We start from the raw sequence: 14582 nt of genomic DNA on the forward strand, positions 1-14582 counted from the left end.
GAAAAATGACCAAACTATTAAAAAAAATCAAAAATAAAAATAAAAACCCAAAAGAAAAAAAATAAACAAAAGTACTTAAAATCAAAAAAAAAATCGACCATAACAAGACCAAAGCATTTTTAAAAAAACAATGCTAAAAAAAAAAAATAATAAAAAAAAAATAAAAACACAAAAGGAAAGTAAAGAAAAATAAGCAAATCGGAAAAAAACAAGATGGATTTTTAATGAGCAAAAGGGACAAAACACAACGCAGAAGAAAGACAAACAATTATCTTAAAAAAACTCTGGCAAAAAGTTCGCAGACTATCAAAGGTCTGCGAGCTTTTTTTACTTAATTTCAATAAAAAAGCGAGCTCATCTGAACTCGCTTTTTTGCTATTCTATCTAATTTTTTGAATAATATAATAATCCGATCAACCATGTCTAGTGAACGTTTTTCCACACCGAGTGACCATTTCAAATCTTTCCGAAGTACTGAAATCTGATCCGACAAACCTTTTTTCTGCTGACTTAAAGTCTCTTTTTCATCAAATGCAGCCCGCCGCATCTTGTTTGTAAGTTTCTTTCTTTGGCTGATTAAATCATCCATTTCTGCCTGTTTTTCCTTGAGCTGTTCATAGGTATCAATCTGATTTTCACATAGAAAGATGGTCTGCTGGGATATTTCTTCCATGCGACGTACTTCTTCTTTGATCAAGGGACACATTGAAACCTGTCTTTTGTTTTTGGGTAGATCCCTAATTGGTAGCAGAAAAACAGATAAAGGTTGCGGAGTTTTCGAAACTCCTCACCAACCCCCAATATGTCTTCAATCTGTAATTTCTTTGGTGTGGGTACAAAGAATAAAATGGGTTCTCTGCTTTTTTCCCGAACTTCCGGCCCTCTTTGTCTGTAAATCTGATCCTGAATTTGCAGCACAGAGTAGGCTTCTCCGAGTGTTTTAAAGCATGTGAAGCGTGGATGATATGGCAGCTTCAGCGCACAGGAATCAATTTTTCCTTTAATCCGATAGCCTTTTCGTCTCAGGTAGTCGTAGAATTCCTTCATCTTCATTGAACGTTCAATGGCTTCGTTGATATCAGAACGATAAAGCGCGTGGCGTATCAGCTCTCCTCGCTTTTCTGCTTGGTAAAGACCTTGACTCGGTTTGTGTTTCGCGGGGTTTTCAATCACGGATAGATGGTACTCTCGGCAGAGAGCGTCGGAGGTATTCCGCAGCCGCTGGTCTTCTGCTTTGCGTTCATTGTACTTCTTTCTATCAATAAAAGAGACGGAATTGATGACGAAATGGTTGTGCAGCCAGTGGGTATTAAGGTGGGTGCTCACGATCACTTCATACTTGTCGCCCTATATTTTTTGTGCAAGCTTGACACCGATTGCGTGACACGCTTTAGGGGGAAGCTCGTTGGGTTTGAAGTTCTGACAGGCGTGATGGGCAAGGGTTCCACCTGTTTTTCCAAACCTTTCTTTAGTAATTTGCATCTTCTGGTCAGCGGTTTCCACAGCGCAATTGATGCCAGTTACGTAGTATTGTCGCTCAAATTTGGTCTTGTTTTCATCGACTGCGTAGTGCAGCACCTGGTATAAATCAGAGTTTAGGAATTCGAGATTTTCGGTTTTATCAACGTTTTTGGCATGCTCAATGACGCGCTTCAAGCTGTCCTTGACGGGCCAGATTTTGGTGATGGCCATTGTCTTTTCTCCTTTCCGGGGCTAAGACAGCGTGCATTTCAAGCAGGGTTTCTTCTAAGACAGCGATGGCTTCTGGGGCGTCATAATCGCCTAAGGTATAGTGTATATCGTATAAAAGTTCCATCATTTCATTGTATTAGATGGAGGCAATGGCTTCGGTTCGTACCCTCTGGCCAGCATCCGCATGTATTCGGAAACGCTTAATCCACACTTTTGACTATTGGTAATGATCTGATTTTTTTCATCTTCTCGCACTCATCTCTCTATACAATTTTTAGATTTTGCTTGCATTTGCTTGTATTTGCCAACAATATTGAATATACTAAAGAAAAAAGGAGAGTGATACGAATGGCAAATACATCCGCAGTTTATGCCCGCATTGATACAAACCTAAAAGAAAACGCCGAGAGCATCCTCTCTCAGCTTGGCATTTCCCCGTCCAGTGCGATTCAGATGCTCTACAGCCAGATCGTCCTGGAAAAAGGGCTGCCTCTTGACCTGCATCTTCCACGCACAAAACCGACATCCATCGGCGCCATGAGCCGCGCCGAACTGGATGCTGAACTGACAAAAGGCGTGGAATCCTTAAAATCTGGCAGGATCTATACGGTAGATGAGGTCGATGCCGAATTTGAACGAGAGTTTGGAATATGAGCGATGCCTATTCCGTTTCCTATTCCCCGGAAGCAATGGATGACTTGAGGGAAATCTACGCTTACATCGCTTTCTCCCTTCTTGTTCCGGAGACTGCCAAAAAACAGGTGAACCGCATCCGGAAAGAAGTTCGTTCTCTTGACTTCATGCCGTCCCGCCATTCCCTCGTAGATTGGAAGCCGTGGAAAAGGAACGCACTTATCAATAAAATTGATGTCCTCAGAAAAAAGCAATTGCAAATGTCTCTCATGAACTTTGTGCCCCTTTATTTCTGATCACTGACTATAGCGAATGGTCAGAGAAAAACCCGGCAACTCAAAATCGAGTCGTCGGGTTTCATGTTTTATTTTTAAAATTATAGCGCCTGATCTTCCATCACTCCAAAAGCTGCTTATAGTCGCTTTTGGCATATACCACCCGGGCAATTGTAACCCTCTTTTTCTTTTCATCCACCCAATAAAACATAATATAATTCTGAACGAATTGTTTTCTATACTCATGCTTTAATGGGCGTACCGACGTATAAACTGGACTTGCATATGGAAAAGGCAACACACTTTCTGCCGCTACAATTAATTCCGTTGCCAATCGATCCGCAGCATCCGAATTGTTTAGCGTTTTACTGATATATCGTACAATTTCAAGCATATCCTTCTGAGCAACAGGCAAATACTCATTTATACAGTCTATTCTCCCCCAATAGCCCCTTTCATGGCCTTCAGCACCTCTTTTGAAGAGTAGCGCTGATCGGTCATCTCCGCTTCCTGTTCCGCCTCCTGCAATTTAAAATATACATCACTTTTAAATTGTAAATTTTCATAGGCTTCCATACTTAAAACCGCCATATTTCTCGTCCAACTGCGACAGCATATATTTTTTTATGCTTTATCAGCATTATTACAATACATCGCATTTTTTCATATCTTGAATTCAATTAAAAAACAAAATTTTCTTTATGCTCAACACTCGATTTATTGTTAAAAATTTCATCGATTTAATCTTATATTTTCCACTAAAAATCGTCAAACTTCATTTGGCGTACAGCTTTTTTCTTTTGGCGATAACTTTTTAATGCCTGGTCTGCATCTCCTTTTGACGCATATTTTTTATGAACGGCACCGGGATAACCGTTCACCTGGTCCTTACAAGTCTTCCAATCCCGAAAAACGCCCGTTTTTCGTCCCTCAAAGACCACATAGTAACCTTTTTTCTTACGTTTTTGGGCTTTAGGCTCCGGTATGCTGGCTTCTTGTGCTACTTCTTTGGGGGCATCAAACGCCTGAGGTTGGTAGTTTGGTTTATCCCAGGTTTTGATTTGGGATTTCTGACTAAAAATTCGATTTAAAATACTGGATGCCTGGGCTTTTGTCAATCCTTTCGTATCAAAAGCTGGGTAACTCTTTTGAATCCATTGGACTTGTTTCTCACTGGCCGGAGCTTTTCCCCAGGTATTCACTCTTTTCAAATTCCAGATGGCTTCATCTTTAGCATACTCATTGATGAGAAAAGTGTATAAGGAATCAATTGCTTCCTGGAAAGGCACTCTTTGATGTCCACATTCGACCTGGCCACATTCGTCAGGAGGAGGGATCAAGTACCTTTCTTCTGGCAATGTCAGCAATAGGCTGCCATCGGGCATTCGGAAAAAATTAATGTTTCGAAGATTAATTTGCTGCTGTTGTGCCCATAGATCAACCAATTCAGCATTGTGCCGCCACTGTAGGGGTGTGTCGGCAAGTGCCAAGGCCTTTTCTGGCAAATCCAGCAGATCCCCCTCCATCAGCATCCTTTGCTTTTCTGGAATTTCCTCAAGGTTTATCCCTAAAAGTGAAGGTGCTGAGCATAAGTTAAGCTCTCCCGAAACGCCGATCATATCAATAAGCGTCAGGGCTTCTTTACCAGGATACAAACGGGTTCCTCTCCCTACCATTTGAGTATATAAAGTTTCACTCTGTGTTGGCCTGGCAACAATGATCGTCTCGATATTAGGAATATCCGTTCCTTCTGTGAAGATCATGCAGTTTACCATGCAGTTACATTCTGGATCGGTTTGAAACTGATCAATAATTTTCTGCCGATTTTCGGTATTGCCAGTTACAGAAACCGCGCCTGGTATCGCTTCGGCAATGGCTTCAGCATGTTTAACGGAAACTGCGAAGATCAGCGTTTTTCCTTTCGCCATGTTGTGATACACGTCCGCAATTTCCTGGATGATTTTTTCTTTAGTCATAGCGGCTTCTAAATCGTTTATCTGAAAATCTCCCATACTGGTACGCAAATGACGTAAATCACAGGTCATTTTGGATCGGTAACAGTTAATGTCGCTCAAATAATGGTTCTCTATCCCCCATTTCAAGTCGCGATCAAACACAATCCGTTCATAAATGTCATCCAGCCGCTGATGGTCTCCCCGATTAGGTGTCGCGGTAACCCCCACGTGCAGACGTGGTTTAAAGTAATCAAAGATCTTCTTATAACTTAGTGCCGCGGCATGATGGGCTTCATCCGTTACAATCAAATCAAAAGCATCAGGGGCAAAATGTTCCAAGCGCCGAACTAAGGATTGAACGGAAGCGGAAATAACTTCCTCCCCATGGCTATGCCTGGAACCCTGCTCTATCCCAAAGGAGCAATTAAAATATTTTTGGGGTTGCTGTACGAGCTCTTTTCGATGGGAAAGAATCAACATGCGCCCTTGGCGTGGAATCTGCGAGAACATGACCGTCTTGCCCAACCCTGTTGCCATTCGGACTAAAACAGCTCCCGCTTCAGGCAGCGCTTCGATGCATTCCTTTTGGTATGGCCTTAGCGTATATTCTTCCATTTTTCCTCCTCTCCGCCTTTTCGGCGCCCTTTTTGCTCTACTTTCATTATAGCCTATTTCTCCCTACTGTAAAGACTTGTCCAACCTTTCCCTTCTTCTTTAAGGATTGTAACAATCCCTGTATATACTGTATATATATTCAAAAGCTTTCTTTTGGATAAAATTTTCGTTTCACTCAAATTTCTTTGATTAGATGTCCCAACGATGTTTTTTTCTTTTTAATCAAAAACATCCCCCCCAGATAAAGCAAAATATAAATTATAACTTTATTTTTAAATTGTTTTTTAACTAATTCTGATATTACATCAGAAATTATCGTATATTTTTTACTTATATCTGGTTAAATGTTTCTATTCTAACATCCGCCTTGCTTCATTGTAATAGCATCTCTCCACTATACTCCACATCAGCAACCCACTCGAGATCCCGCCCATACTTTTGAATCATTTCAGATTTGGATGCATTCTCCTACGTCATTCTTTGTTTAAAAAGAAAACTCATGTCAAAAGGATGATACGTACATAAAAAAGAGAAAACCAATGTACGGACTGAGTGACGGGCAATTCTCTGCATGGGCTTGCCAAACCCCGATGGCTGTTCTTTTTATCCCGGCAACAGCATTGCTCTGGAACCCGGGTTCGCCACACAGAAATGCCCGGTGCAAGCCGATTTTCTTAAAATCGGCTTGCACTCTATTGACAGATTTATACATACGCTATAATTACATGTAACTATAGCGTATTTGTTTTTTTCTGTGTGATAAAACAAATATTAAGTTGTCGCCGCTGTTCCAGCAGCGGCTTTCTTTTTTATATGGTTTTTCTAGTATTTCTAATTCCTATTTGTTCACCTCCATTATATTATTTCTTTCTTATTGCCTAACCTTTCTTTGATTAATCGAACAAACTTGAACACCTGCACATTCTAAGGCACCATTCCACGAACCAAACCGTCGAATAATTGTCCAATATCTTGCAACCTCTCGGCATTTTGGCGTTCGACCTAACTCTTCAGTTTTAAATCTCAAAATATTCAGCAAACATTCGTCACTATACTTTTTTTCTCTTCGCATATTAATCTTTTCCTTAATCAATATTTCATTAACAAGTATCTTATTCGTTTTTCTGCCCAATCTTCTGCCCAAATAATTTTTTTGCGCTCAAATTTATACTGCCTAAATATTGGCATAAAAAAGAAGGGCTTCAGAATTATTCTTCTAAAAACCCTTTTAAAACTGCGCTTTTTACACAGGTTACTTGTATTATAAAATAACATGTCAATTCAGGAAGGTTTACCAAATAACTCATGCCATCAGACATTTGTATTCCTCCTTGATAACTTATTTCTTTGACTTGTTATCAAGTATACCCATCTGCAACGAAAATGTATGTTGCATATGCAATGATTATACAAAAAAAGATTTCTTAAGGGGTTTTTTGATATTTAGTTTTCATTTTTTCTATATTTTAAAATCCATTAATCCGGGCTGAAAGTTTCATAGGCTGCACCCCGTTCAAACCATTATTTATCTTCATGATCATAATCTTTAGTTTTATTTTATCAATGTACGACCATCTCAATGGTGCTTTCGCTTTCCATAAAAAACATAGCAGATTTTATCTGCTGTGCAATAAAGTCTATCTTTTACAAGGTCACACCGTTCTCCCGTCTGAGCAATACCTGGCCCCTCTCCGAGATCAAAACCGTTCCGCTGTGGTGTGCCATCAATGATACAAGGGCAGCGCAGCAGTCTCCCCCAAGATCCTCCTCGGCATAGGGGCAGATACCAACGACTCTGTTGTCTTTTATGAGCTGGTTAAGACGGGCTTCAAAGGATATGAGGTCTCCCCGGGAATTACAACAGTTAATGGTCGGAGCGCCCGAAGCCCATAAGATTTTATCTGTCTTATGCGCGGCATTGTTCCAGAGATTTAGAGGGCCAGCAATCCCCTCTTTGGCATAAGCGCGGCTGAGATCGGCTATTTCAAGCAGACCTTCCTTTACAAGGCTCTCGGCGTCAAACCCCCAACGGGCATAAGCCTCTAACACCTCGTCCCGTTCCTGCCACCAACAGCCTTTAAAGAGAAAATTCCCCCTGGAAAAGGCATAGTTGAAAAACGAGGCCTCCAATTCAAAAACCAGTTTTCGCGATGAGGCGATCCCCAGTAAATGCTCCTTTTGCGACAATGCCTCCCAAACCTTCGGCGAGGCTTTTATATCCTCATTAAAATCAAATCCAAAACCGCACAACGCTACCCTCGAAATCCGCCATTCCTTGCCGATTTTTACTCCCTGAAGCTTCCCATTCTTTAGCCACCGGTATATGGTTGTTGAAGTTGTTCTTAGAAAATCTGCTACCTCCTGCACCGTTAATAATTCATTCATTATTTTATTCTCCTCATAATACAATGGCAGCGCATTTCTCTTATAGGCACAATGTCTACAAACAACCTAATTAATTAAAAGCTTAGTACTTTCCATATTTTCTGACAGCCGCTGTCATTGCCTTGACGTTTTCGATTTTCGCTGGACCAATACCATTGAAAGGCAGAGTATAAATGAATCCGCTGCTCTTTTTCATCTCTTCAAGCAGTTTCTTTACATACTCATCAATATCTTCAGGCTGCTTACTGATTAAAGCGGCAGCTGAAATTCCTCCTGCAATGCAGCAATGCTCTCCAATCACTTTCTTAGCCTCTATAGGGTCTGTTCTGTCAAACCATGCAATAAATTTTCCCTTCGGCAGCTCCAATAGCGTATCCAGTAAATGATCATACTCTCCCTGGAGGGAAAGCAGGGGTGTAAAGCCTTCCGCGATGAGTCCTTCCGCAATGGTCTTAATATAGGGCCACTGAAACTTAAGGTATTCTTTTTTCGATAAAAAGCTATTGTACCACACGGGCATAAATACTCTTTTAGAACCTGTAAGCGCATGGGACAACTGTCCCGTAGCCTTTCCGACAGCCATAAAAACCGGAGTCAGTTTTTCACAGATTGTCAGTATTTCATCTGGATTTCGGTGAATATCCATAAGTACCTTGTCAAAATTTCGTACAAAAGCTCCGATGAAATCCAATGGATTTGGCGCAAGCGCCAGATACCATGGTGGACAGTTTGCCTTTTTCATGGTTTCTGTAAAACCTGCAACCCTCTCCAAAATGTCGTTCAATTCAAATCCCAGTTTTAAAAAGGTCTCATTTGCAAGATTGCTCCCGGGTTTTTGCAGATTTTCATAAACTCTTGGTACAATTTTTTCGGACAGGAAACAAAATGGATCTTTGGCAAAGCTCTCATACTCACACGCATCCATAAATGTATCTTGAATAATAAAATGGGATTCATTGTTTTCAGGCAACTCCCTGCCTGGATGCGAAATGTAGCGATCCCTTAAAATATCATGGGTGCTGCCACCGCCCATAACCGATGCAATGGCAACATTGACTGCCATTTCAGCATCTACTGGTACCAAAGATAGTCCAAGGGGAATCGTTTCAAAGGAGCGAAGAAAGCACACCGCATCCCAATCAAAATCTTCAGCAAACTTTATCGCTGCTCGAGTGTATTTTTCATTGTCATAGTACATATCCTGGTAAGTAAATCCTGTGTATTTCGCTGGAAAATAAAGTTCCGCAACCCCAATAGGGACTCGGTCCACAGACTTCAGGTCTGCACAATCTTCAAGTCGTCTAAGTTTTTCTTCGTACATCATTATTCCTTCTTTCTGCCTCTACAGGCATTCTATGAATACGTACCATACGACGACAAACTGTTTTCTCCCTCCTTTATTTTTCGTAATTTTATTTCTTTTACTAAATTATAGCTTTATTCCGTTGTTTTGTCAATGAAAATGTATGTTATTATACGCTATTGTATGTTATTGTATAAAATCATAGTCTCTCCTGCCAATATCGCTGTTTATACCACTTTATGTCCTCATTTCTACGCGATACTGGTTTCTCCTGTTTTCTTTTTCAAAGCCTGAACCCACTATCGCACCCTTTATCGAGACATTCTGTACATTTAACCACATGCTCAAAAAAATTGTCAATGCTAAATATGGGTGTGGGTTACACCGTCAATTACAACAAAGTATTTGATCATAAAATTTTTTGTCGCTTTGTCAGAATTTAGGCATTATAATCGTATTGTAGGTAAGTAACGTTACTGACACGGCCAACCGGCCGATTTAAAGGAGTTGAAAAACCCATGAAATCATTTGACACGGACGAGGCCGAACGGATTGTAAATGCTTATTCCGATTTAATCCTCAGGCTTAGCTATACTTATCTTAAATCGACACATGACGCAGAGGATATCTGCCAGACCGTCTTACTAAAGTTTATGACAAACGAAAAAGCCTTTGACAGCCCTGAGCATGAACGCGCATGGATCATCCGGGTCACTGCCAATGCCTGTAAGGATCTGCTGCGGAGGCTTCAGCGCTGCCACACAGTCTGCCTTGAGGACGTCGCTGAAATTCCTGCGCCACAGGTGCCTGAAAGTGATGTGCTGGAGGCGGTAATGGCACTGCCGCTAAAATACCGTGAGGCCATCTATCTGTATTATTACGAAGACTATACAGCACGCGAAATCGGAAAGGCACTTGGCCAGAGTGTTGCCACTGTCAACGCACATCTGAGCCGGGGCCGTAAAAAATTACGCACCATATTAGGAGGCGAGTATTATGAAAAAACCATTTGAATATGAAAAAGAATACACCGAAGCTTTAAACGCGCTTCATTTTTCAAAAGAAATAAAGGAACGCCTGGCTGAAAAACTGATAAAAGAAGAAATATCAGGCGGTACCAAAAAACACAAACAACATACACATCGCCTTCCAAAGCTGGCAGTAGCTGGCCTGGCGGCAGCTCTGGTGCTGTTTGTCAGCGCCAGCGCCTACGGTATAATGGATGCCAGCGAGGCGTTGCGCGGTGTGTTTGGTCCAACTGCAGACACTGAAATCATCGACAAAATTGGCCGCCCCATCGGTGCATCTGCTACAGACAACGGGGTGACAATTACCGCCGACGCTGTTATGTGTGATGGGTATAATTTCGCAATCACCTACTCCATTGCCAGGGATGACGGAACCGCCTTTGACATTGCCCAAGTAGATGGCAACAGCGGTCTGCTGGATGTGTTCTTCGGGATGGAAAACACAAATTTTGGTACTTTCAGCGGTTCACACGGCAGCTCATATTTTTATGACGCAGATCCAGGCGACCACACTATCCAGTATGTTGAAAAGTGGTCTTATGACGAGCCGGTTAATCCTGGAAAAACCGTGAAGGTCACATTTAACGATCTTAAAACCTCTGCGGGCACAGGTGATAACAGCGACAGCTTCCGCACAATCGCCCAAGGCACCTGGACCCTGAAATTTGAGATGAATTTTGAAACCCTTTCGGCAGAACTACCGGCCGGACAATCCTTTGAACTGAATAGTATGGTCGGGACCATCAACTCCGTTATGGTCTCTCCCCTCGGCTATCGTTTTGAATACACCCTCAATGATAAAGCCCGTTTTGATGAAGCGCCAAACGGAAAATCGCCAGACCAGCACGGACAGGAGTGGGCAAAATTCGATGTGCCAAGATCTCTTAACCTGTCCGACGGCACCGTCTATGATTTATCTGAGGGCGGTGGTAGTATTGACACCACTGGCGATAAGACCATCTGTATCCGCAGCGGTGTATTTGACGAAATCATTCCCCTCGAAAAAATTGTATCCGTCAATATCGGTGGTGTGGATATCCCTGTACAATAATGATTATCAGACAGAAAAGACAGAAGAACTGTCTTTTCTGCTTTTAGCTTCCAAACGCCTTTTATATTTTTCCCGAAACCTTGACATAAGCCTTTTTAAGGGTTATCCTATTAAATTGTGATGCTTTAAAAATAATTGAGGAAAATGTATGATGTTAAGGAGGTTCTGAGTCCGGCTGTGCAGCGCCGGGCCAGTAAAAGCTATGGAAAAGAAAGAGGAACAGACAAAAAAATATGAAATGGATATGTGCAGCGGTTCCATCCTGAAAAAAATGCTGATTTTCGCAGTGCCTTTAATGTGCTCAGGGGTGTTACAGCTGCTTTTTAATGCTGCGGATATTGTAGTGGTTGGTCAGTTCGCCGGTAGCAACTCTCTGGCGGCAGTGGGGGCAAACACCTCGCTTATCAATCTTCTGACCAATCTATTTCTGGGTATGTCCATCGGGGCGAATGTACTGGTCGCCCGCTACTACGGGGCAAATCAGCAGAGCCAGCTGTCAAAAACCGTTCACACCGCCATTGTGCTCAGCATTGGAAGCGGTGTGATCCTGACCTTTCTGGGCATATTCGGGGCAAAACAAATTTTGATCTGGATGCAGACCCCGGCGGAGGTTCTCGATCTTGCGGTGCTTTATCTGCGGATTTACTTTATCGGCATGACCGGCACCATGCTCTATAACTTTGGCGCGGCCATTCTTCGGGCCGTTGGTGACACCAAACGGCCGTTATATTACCTTATGGGCGCTGGTGTTGTCAATGTTGTTTTAAATCTTATCTTTGTCATTGGTTTTAAAATGGATGTGGCAGGTGTCGCTGCGGCTACCGCCATCGCTGAGTGTATTGCTGCGACACTGGTAATCCGCTGCCTCATGCGTGAACAGAGCGGTATCCGCCTGATTCCGGGAAAACTTCGTATCGACCGCGGCAGCTTCATCAAGATTTTACAGATTGGCTTGCCTGCCGGGTTTCAGGGTGTGATCTTCTCGCTGTCCAATGTGGTTATCCAGTCCTCCATCAATCTGTTCGGGCCTGTGGTGGTCGCTGGCAACTCGGCCTCGGCCAATATCGAGGGCTTTATCTACATTGCCATGAACGCTCTGCACCAGGCTACCATCTCCTTTACCAGCCAAAATCTGGGCGCCGGACAGTACAAGCGGCTTGACCGTATCGTCATCACCGGAGAGGTCTGTGTTCTGGTGGTCGGGCTTGTTCTCGGCAACCTGGCTGTGTTCTTTGGAAACAGCCTTCTCGGCATTTATTCCTCCAGCCCTGAGGTCATTCAGGCAGGCATGCAGCGTCTCCTGGTCATTGGGACTGCCTACGCCATCTGCGGGATGATGGATGTCATGGTCGGAGCGCTCAGAGGGATCGGTTACTCGGTTGTTCCAATGGTGATCAGTCTCATCGGCGCCTGTGGCCTGCGGCTTCTGTGGATCGCCACAGTCTTTCAGATACCGCAGTATCACTCGCCGGCAGTTATTTACTACTCTTACCCCATCACCTGGATCATCACCCTCGCGGCGCTGATTGGCTGCTATGCCTATTTAAGGCGGAAGATGAATCAAAAGCTCGCCTGCACTGCCCACCAAAGCACAAAAGAGCCAGCGTTTTAACGATAAACGCTGGCTCTTTAAATTTATCTTATCCTTTTTTCTTTTCTTTTTTTACACGCTCATGCTTATCCTTGTAAAACAACAGCACCACAAGGGCAAAGGCTGAAGCGATGGCCGTGGTCATGTATACCTGCTTAAAGCCTGTTTCCATGGTTTTCTGGTAGATATTCTGAATCTGAGCCCCCATGGCCTTCACTTTACCCAGATAGTTCTGGAAGCCCTGGTTCACTGCGTCAGGAAGTGCGTTTTTCAGCGCTGTCATCTGTGTCACCATGGTGCTGACACCCTGTGTTACCTGAGCTGGAACCTCTGGCGAGGCTGTAATCCGGTTAAGACCGTCAATACCGCTCTGCACACCGGACTCTGCCTTTTCTGTGACCATGGGCTTCATGGTGTCTGCCATGTAGGACACCATGTTATCCACTGCATGGTCGATGTTCGTGACGTCGGCATCCGAAAGCTCTTTTGTCAGATTTGCGGGCAGCTTCATATCGCTGACGCCGCCATGTGCATCCAATGAGATTTTTTCCATAGCCTCGAAATCCGGAAATTGTACGGATGAGAGATAGGTCTTTCCAAAATCCGAATCCTTCAGGGCTGTGGTTTCCTCATCCAGCTGTGTGACATAGGGCAGAGAGGGCAATACCAGTTCCTTTGGCAGCTGGGCGGTGATATTGGCCTCTGCGGTTACACCTGCGTGGGCGATAAACCCGACCATAACTGCCGGGGCAATGGCTGTCCCCACCGAACGGATCAGGGAAAGTGTCGCCAGCGCTGAGTTGGAATCGGCTTTTTTCGTATTGTCGAGCATCATATAATTGAGCGGTGTCCCCATGGTAAAGCCCATGCCAAGGCCGATGAGAATCAGACAGATGGCCACTGTCAGCAGATTGGGATAGCTAGTAGTGATAAGCACCAGGAACAGCGAGCCGATGATGGAGAGTAAAAATCCCGCTCCCATAATCAGCTTCGGTCCATAGCGGTCGATGAGCCGCCCTGAAACCGGCGCGCCGACTCCTGCGAAAATCCCAAGCACCATAACAAAATATCCGCCGCTCCCCTGCTGCATGCGCAGCGCATTTTCGGCAAACTGCGGGACAAAGACCATCCCCATCATAATAACACCCGTAATAAAGGAAATGATCAGTGTGATAACAATGGGCGCTTCCCTGAAATAGTCAAGATTCATAATGGGATCGGCCGCCTTCTTTTCGGCAAAAATGAAAAAGGGCAGCAGCACAATAAAAATAATCAGGAAAGGATACACATCTGTGCTGGTAAAGGATTTGACAAAGTCAAAGAAATCAATATTGCGAAGCCCATACAAAAGGGATAAAATCATCATGACTAAAAATAATGTACCCCATTTGTCAATTGGTTTCACATCATCAATCTTGGTATTGGGCAAAAATATGAACCCGCAGATAATAATAAAGAGGGATATCGGTATATTGATAAAAAAGATAAAGCCCCAGTTCTGAAGCCCAAAGGCGCCTAATATGGCGCTGCCCAGAGAACCGCCGACAACAGTGGCGATCCCATAGACACCCCCGACCATGCCCAGGGCCATGCCCCGCTTATCCTCGGGAAAAGTCGTCCCAAACTCGGCTGAGGCAATAGGCATAATACCCCCGCCGCCGATGGCCTGTATGGCCCGGGCCATTAAAAAGAATCCAAAATGACCGATATACTGAGACAGGCCCGCCAGCAGTGAGCCGGTACCGAATAAAATAATACAGATCAGATAAATGGTTTTACGCCCCAGCCGGTCCGCCAGTTTACCCATAATAGGGATGCTGGAGGCGTAAGCCAGCGTATAAATAGTGATCATCCAAATGCCTGTCTGGTCGCCTACCCCCAGGCCGTTCTGGATAACGGTTCTTGCCGGGGTCACCACGCTGGTATCAATGGCCCCCATAAAAATACCGCACAGATAGATGACCATGATCAGCCCAAAATGCAAAGGCTTTGGATTAGTTGCTGTTTTAGCTTGCATTGTCTGCTCCTTTCATTGCAAAATACAACTTTCATTA

Annotated in this window: 14 protein-coding genes and 1 pseudogene; 5 read left to right on the forward strand and 10 right to left on the reverse strand. The window is 43.6% G+C overall.

All coding sequences use genetic code 11. The features are described 5' to 3' along the window. Positions 1-337: 337 nt before the first annotated feature. From BUC22_RS21245 to BUC22_RS22580, 3 genes and pseudogenes are all read right to left on the reverse strand, one after another. On the reverse strand, positions 338-673 hold the full coding sequence (locus tag BUC22_RS21245; RefSeq protein WP_050814050.1) for a hypothetical protein: 336 nt from the start codon (positions 671-673) through the stop codon (positions 338-340). A 20-nt stretch (positions 674-693) separates the two neighbouring features. Continuing rightward, positions 694-1692: pseudogene (locus tag BUC22_RS22255) on the reverse strand (relaxase/mobilization nuclease domain-containing protein). Between the two features lie 123 nt (positions 1693-1815). Continuing rightward, entirely contained in the window at positions 1816-1947 is a 132-nt protein-coding gene (locus BUC22_RS22580; protein WP_371720634.1) for a plasmid mobilization protein, read from the reverse strand. A 93-nt stretch (positions 1948-2040) separates the two neighbouring features. Between BUC22_RS22580 and BUC22_RS04215 the strand changes: the two genes are divergently transcribed. Together BUC22_RS04215 and BUC22_RS04220 are read left to right on the forward strand one after the other, a co-directional pair. Next, positions 2041-2346: a type II toxin-antitoxin system RelB/DinJ family antitoxin gene (locus BUC22_RS04215; protein WP_013380096.1), complete on the forward strand. Its 306-nt coding sequence runs from the start codon at positions 2041-2043 to the stop codon at positions 2344-2346. Beyond that, a complete protein-coding gene (locus BUC22_RS04220) occupies positions 2343-2621 on the forward strand; it encodes a type II toxin-antitoxin system RelE/ParE family toxin (protein WP_073382402.1) in 279 nt (92 codons plus the stop codon). The genes BUC22_RS04215 and BUC22_RS04220 overlap by 4 nt, the downstream gene beginning before the upstream one ends. Before the next feature lie 100 nt (positions 2622-2721). On the opposite strand, the gene BUC22_RS04225 is transcribed toward BUC22_RS04220, so the two are convergent. The 6 genes from BUC22_RS04225 to BUC22_RS04245 form a co-directional block, all read right to left on the reverse strand. Beyond that, complete coding sequence (locus BUC22_RS04225; RefSeq protein ID WP_013380094.1) at positions 2722-3015, reverse strand: type II toxin-antitoxin system RelE/ParE family toxin; 294 nt, start codon at positions 3013-3015, stop codon at positions 2722-2724. Positions 3016-3032: 17 nt separating this feature from the next. Next, complete coding sequence (locus tag BUC22_RS04230) at positions 3033-3176, reverse strand: hypothetical protein (protein WP_176731162.1); 144 nt, start codon at positions 3174-3176, stop codon at positions 3033-3035. A gap of 182 nt (positions 3177-3358) precedes the next feature. Then, on the reverse strand, positions 3359-5170 hold the full coding sequence (locus BUC22_RS04235) for a ribonuclease H1 domain-containing protein (RefSeq protein WP_013380092.1): 1812 nt from the start codon (positions 5168-5170) through the stop codon (positions 3359-3361). An 871-nt stretch (positions 5171-6041) separates the two neighbouring features. Further along, positions 6042-6242 (reverse strand): homing endonuclease associated repeat-containing protein, encoded by a 201-nt coding sequence (locus tag BUC22_RS22585; RefSeq protein ID WP_227162772.1) that lies wholly within the window; start codon positions 6240-6242, stop codon positions 6042-6044. 572 nt (positions 6243-6814) lie between these two features. After that, positions 6815-7555, reverse strand: a complete 741-nt coding sequence (locus tag BUC22_RS04240; RefSeq protein WP_013380086.1) for a helix-turn-helix domain-containing protein — start codon at positions 7553-7555, stop codon at positions 6815-6817. Positions 7556-7637: 82 nt separating this feature from the next. Further along, the gene (locus BUC22_RS04245; protein ID WP_083591103.1) at positions 7638-8879 is read right to left on the reverse strand and encodes a uroporphyrinogen decarboxylase family protein; all 1242 of its coding nucleotides are present in this window, start codon (positions 8877-8879) and stop codon (positions 7638-7640) included. A gap of 497 nt (positions 8880-9376) precedes the next feature. On the opposite strand from BUC22_RS04245, the gene BUC22_RS04250 reads away from it, so the two are divergent. From BUC22_RS04250 to BUC22_RS04260, 3 genes are all read left to right on the forward strand, one after another. Next, entirely contained in the window at positions 9377-9871 is a 495-nt protein-coding gene (locus BUC22_RS04250) for an RNA polymerase sigma factor (RefSeq protein ID WP_013380083.1), read from the forward strand. Continuing rightward, entirely contained in the window at positions 9855-10937 is a 1083-nt protein-coding gene (locus BUC22_RS04255; protein ID WP_013380082.1) for a DUF4179 domain-containing protein, read from the forward strand. The genes BUC22_RS04250 and BUC22_RS04255 overlap by 17 nt, the downstream gene beginning before the upstream one ends. Positions 10938-11139: 202 nt before the next feature. Continuing rightward, on the forward strand, positions 11140-12549 hold the full coding sequence (locus BUC22_RS04260; RefSeq protein ID WP_013380080.1) for an MATE family efflux transporter: 1410 nt from the start codon (positions 11140-11142) through the stop codon (positions 12547-12549). A 28-nt stretch (positions 12550-12577) separates the two neighbouring features. Here the strand turns inward: BUC22_RS04260 and BUC22_RS04265 are convergent, their stop codons facing one another. Next, a complete protein-coding gene (locus BUC22_RS04265) occupies positions 12578-14545 on the reverse strand; it encodes an MFS transporter (protein ID WP_013380079.1) in 1968 nt (655 codons plus the stop codon). Between the last annotated feature and the right edge of the window lie 37 nt (positions 14546-14582).

This window comes from Eubacterium callanderi (assembly GCF_900142645.1).
In the GTDB taxonomy this organism is placed as follows: Bacteria; Bacillota; Clostridia; order Eubacteriales; family Eubacteriaceae; genus Eubacterium; species Eubacterium callanderi.

Coding starts and splice junctions, on each gene's coding strand:
- BUC22_RS22585 (WP_227162772.1), bottom strand. CDS start 6,242: ATGCGAAGAGAAAAAAAGTATAGTGACGAATGTTTGCTGAATATTTTG.
- BUC22_RS04230 (WP_176731162.1), bottom strand. CDS start 3,176: ATGGAAGCCTATGAAAATTTACAATTTAAAAGTGATGTATATTTTAAA.
- BUC22_RS04240 (WP_013380086.1), bottom strand. CDS start 7,555: ATGAATGAATTATTAACGGTGCAGGAGGTAGCAGATTTTCTAAGAACA.
- BUC22_RS04255 (WP_013380082.1), top strand. CDS start 9,855: ATGAAAAAACCATTTGAATATGAAAAAGAATACACCGAAGCTTTAAAC.
- BUC22_RS21245 (WP_050814050.1), bottom strand. CDS start 673: ATGGAAGAAATATCCCAGCAGACCATCTTTCTATGTGAAAATCAGATT.
- BUC22_RS04215 (WP_013380096.1), top strand. CDS start 2,041: ATGGCAAATACATCCGCAGTTTATGCCCGCATTGATACAAACCTAAAA.
- BUC22_RS04220 (WP_073382402.1), top strand. CDS start 2,343: ATGAGCGATGCCTATTCCGTTTCCTATTCCCCGGAAGCAATGGATGAC.
- BUC22_RS04265 (WP_013380079.1), bottom strand. CDS start 14,545: ATGCAAGCTAAAACAGCAACTAATCCAAAGCCTTTGCATTTTGGGCTG.
- BUC22_RS04250 (WP_013380083.1), top strand. CDS start 9,377: ATGAAATCATTTGACACGGACGAGGCCGAACGGATTGTAAATGCTTAT.
- BUC22_RS04245 (WP_083591103.1), bottom strand. CDS start 8,879: ATGATGTACGAAGAAAAACTTAGACGACTTGAAGATTGTGCAGACCTG.
- BUC22_RS04235 (WP_013380092.1), bottom strand. CDS start 5,170: ATGGAAGAATATACGCTAAGGCCATACCAAAAGGAATGCATCGAAGCG.
- BUC22_RS04260 (WP_013380080.1), top strand. CDS start 11,140: ATGGAAAAGAAAGAGGAACAGACAAAAAAATATGAAATGGATATGTGC.